The sequence below is a fragment of the Eubacterium sp. genome (assembly GCF_057858645.1).
Genome location: NZ_DBLZZO010000053.1, coordinates 1 through 2,736 on the forward strand (window position 1 = coordinate 1; position 2,736 = coordinate 2,736).

Genomic DNA, 2,736 nt, shown 5'->3' on the forward strand with positions numbered 1-2,736 from the left:
CAAGTGATAAGGCATTGCTGAAAGCACTGTACCTTTCAACCTTTGAAGCAACGAAAAAATGGACAACGACCTTAAGAAACTGGGCTCAGGTGTATGGAGAATTGAGCATTATGTACGAAGGCCGTTTGCCTGAATAGCATAAAAAATACCAGGTTATGAATGTTATTCACAACCTGGTTATAAACTTGGGTTACCCCCATGCTTGACAAAGAGCCTCTCTGTTTCCTATAAATATTTAGGGAACAAATTTGAATATTCTGCCAAGTCTTCTTCTCGTATATTTCACACACAGTTACCAATTAATCTATTTTGAATTCAACACTTACATTTTCTTTACCAATTTTTTTAGTGTATCTATAGTTGCCTGAAGTTACACTCTCGTAATATGCATTAATCGGAATATTTATTTTCTTCTCCTGACCACTGCATAAAATCAAGGCAGTTTCTATCCAATTTACATTATTTTTCAATTTTAATTCAACATAATTACTACCTTCCTTTCTTTCTAATCTGCCCGGTTCGTGACTAATATAGTATGTTTCTTTTCCTATATTTTTAACTATTATCTCTAAATCATCTGTTTTCGAAATAACATTTTTTACCACTTTTGCTTCAATCTTTTTGTTGCTATTACTAATGTTTGCTTCCTTTGGTTTTACTATAACTTTAATACTATATTTCTTTTTCCCACACTTAGCCGTTATCCTACATGTCCCCTTTTTTTTACCTTTTATCGTAATTATATTGTTTCTTTTTCCTTTTTTTCTTATTAATTTAACTACTTTTTTATTTGTTACTTTCCATTTAACTTTTTTTGTTGTTTTTTTTAATCTTATATTGATTTTCTTTCCCTCTGTAACAGTTATTTTTTTAGTTGAAAATCCTATTTCTTTATCTTTTGTTGCAGCACTACTTTCTTGTATACTAACTAATTGACAAAACATTACAATTAACAGTAAGTATACTATTCTTTTTTTATTCATTCAACATTCCTCCTATATTCTAATGCAACTTTTTCACTATTTTTTTCTGCCACTTTTGTTTTCTCTGTTACGTCGAAATCTATTTGCGAAGAATATTGATATTCTGTCTTATTAACATAATCATACATTACCAAATCGTGCTCTTCTGCATAAATCGTGACCGTAAAACTAAGAAACAGCATCGTTAACATACCAACTATTAAATGCTTTGCAAATTTACTCATATTTACCTACTTATACACCATAAATTTAATAGTAATATATAATATTTTTGTGAATTCTCTATGGTAAAAACCCCCTTTTTCTCATATTTGACATCCTAGTTCTGTCATCTTGTCATTTATAATTGACAACTCCAACTATTTACAAATCCGCCATTTTTATTTCTCCATATATGAATCTCAACAAAAATAATTTGATTTTATATTTTGTTTTTATCAATAAATTTCGCATACTTTTTGAATAATTATTATAGCACATGTTCGTACATATTATTTATGCTTTTTGTATTCCGTGAATATACATATATTTATTGTATTAGTATGCTTAATTGACCAATAAAATTTTATAGTATTTTGACTAATACTCCATTATCTTTTTTCCGCTCTCTGTTACTGATTATAATTTCATAGTAATCTTTCCTTCCTATATTGTCAAGTCCAACTTCACATGGCATCTGTCAATATTAATATTCAAAAAACTGCTTATGTACACATTCCCTTTGCCTTCCGAAGTTGTTCTAAAAATAATCCTATTTTCTTCGAATCCAGTTTACTCCTCCCTCACACTTACAGGTTACTCTATTTAGGAATGTAAGAACACGATGTAAAGCGAGAAATACCAAATATCTTTCACTAGACACCAATGTCTATGAACAATTTAAAAATATTTTACTAATCCCCTGCAAACTGATATCTATATAGGTTCTAAACTTTACTTGGGGGGAAAGTTTAGAGCCTTTATATTTTTACATAAAAAAATAGGCATAGACACCCAAATCCATTATAATTAAATCACCACAAAATAACACAAAGGAGGTCGCCTATGCCTAACAATGATTTTATATCAAATATCTTAGAAATAAAAGACTTAATTATAACAAATGTGGAATCTACACCTGAAAATATATGTATTTCCTTCAAATTAGAAAGACGTGATCATGTTTGTCCAAATTGTGGTGCCATAACAAACAAGGTTCACGACTATCGTAAATCAATTATAAAAGATACTCCAATACTCGGAAAAAATGTATTACTTTTTTATTCCAAACGCAGATGTCATTGTGATTGTTGTGTAAAACATTTTTTCCTAATGCCACCATTGTTATTGATTGATTTCACGTAGTCAGATACGTTACGTGGGCTTTGGAAAATGTCAGAAAACGCATTCAAAAGGAAATGCTTTCATTTAAAAGAAAATATTTCAAGCGGAGCCGACGCATACTCAATGCATTTGATTGTCCATATTCTAATGGATTTACTGAAGGTACAAATAATAAGATTAAGGTGATTAAGCGAAATGCTTATGGATTTAGAAATTTTGAGAATTTTAGAAACAGGATTCTAATGACTTCGATTTAAAAATACCAGGTTATGAATGTTATTCACAACCTGGTTATAAACTTGGGTTACCCCCATGCTTGACAAAGAGCCGCATTTTTCAAATGAACGTCGCCAAAATAAAACAGAAGCAACCTCTTCCTGATGCAAGCATCATTCTGGGATTGCTTCTGTTTTATTTTAAGCGTTCGCTT

At 30.3% G+C, this 2,736-nt stretch carries 4 protein-coding genes and 1 pseudogene; 3 read left to right on the forward strand and 2 right to left on the reverse strand.

The features are described from left to right. Positions 1–137, forward strand: a pseudogene (locus tag ACZM4J_RS12130) (IS256 family transposase); the annotation flags it as partial. A 162-nt stretch (positions 138–299) separates the two neighbouring features. Here ACZM4J_RS12130 and ACZM4J_RS12135 read toward each other — a convergent pair. Both ACZM4J_RS12135 and ACZM4J_RS12140 read right to left on the reverse strand, forming a co-directional pair. Next, a complete protein-coding gene (locus tag ACZM4J_RS12135; RefSeq protein ID WP_412334654.1) occupies positions 300–983 on the reverse strand; it encodes an immunoglobulin-like domain-containing protein in 684 nt (227 codons plus the stop codon). Then, a complete protein-coding gene (locus ACZM4J_RS12140; RefSeq protein WP_022164940.1) occupies positions 980–1,207 on the reverse strand; it encodes a hypothetical protein in 228 nt (75 codons plus the stop codon). The genes ACZM4J_RS12135 and ACZM4J_RS12140 overlap by 4 nt, the downstream gene beginning before the upstream one ends. 820 nt (positions 1,208–2,027) lie before the next feature. On the opposite strand from ACZM4J_RS12140, the gene ACZM4J_RS12145 reads away from it, so the two are divergent. Together ACZM4J_RS12145 and ACZM4J_RS12150 are read left to right on the forward strand one after the other, a co-directional pair. Continuing rightward, positions 2,028–2,327: a transposase family protein gene (locus tag ACZM4J_RS12145; protein WP_428244737.1), complete on the forward strand. Its 300-nt coding sequence runs from the start codon at positions 2,028–2,030 to the stop codon at positions 2,325–2,327. A gap of 20 nt (positions 2,328–2,347) precedes the next feature. Beyond that, complete coding sequence (locus tag ACZM4J_RS12150; protein ID WP_412334651.1) at positions 2,348–2,563, forward strand: transposase; 216 nt, start codon at positions 2,348–2,350, stop codon at positions 2,561–2,563. Positions 2,564–2,736 lie beyond the last annotated feature (173 nt).

Bases quoted from the DNA above. Each gene is read 5' to 3' on its own strand.
- ACZM4J_RS12145 (WP_428244737.1), top strand. From the start codon at position 2,028: ATGCCTAACAATGATTTTATATCAAATATCTTAGAAATAAAAGACTTA.
- ACZM4J_RS12135 (WP_412334654.1), bottom strand. From the start codon at position 983: ATGAATAAAAAAAGAATAGTATACTTACTGTTAATTGTAATGTTTTGT.
- ACZM4J_RS12140 (WP_022164940.1), bottom strand. From the start codon at position 1,207: ATGAGTAAATTTGCAAAGCATTTAATAGTTGGTATGTTAACGATGCTG.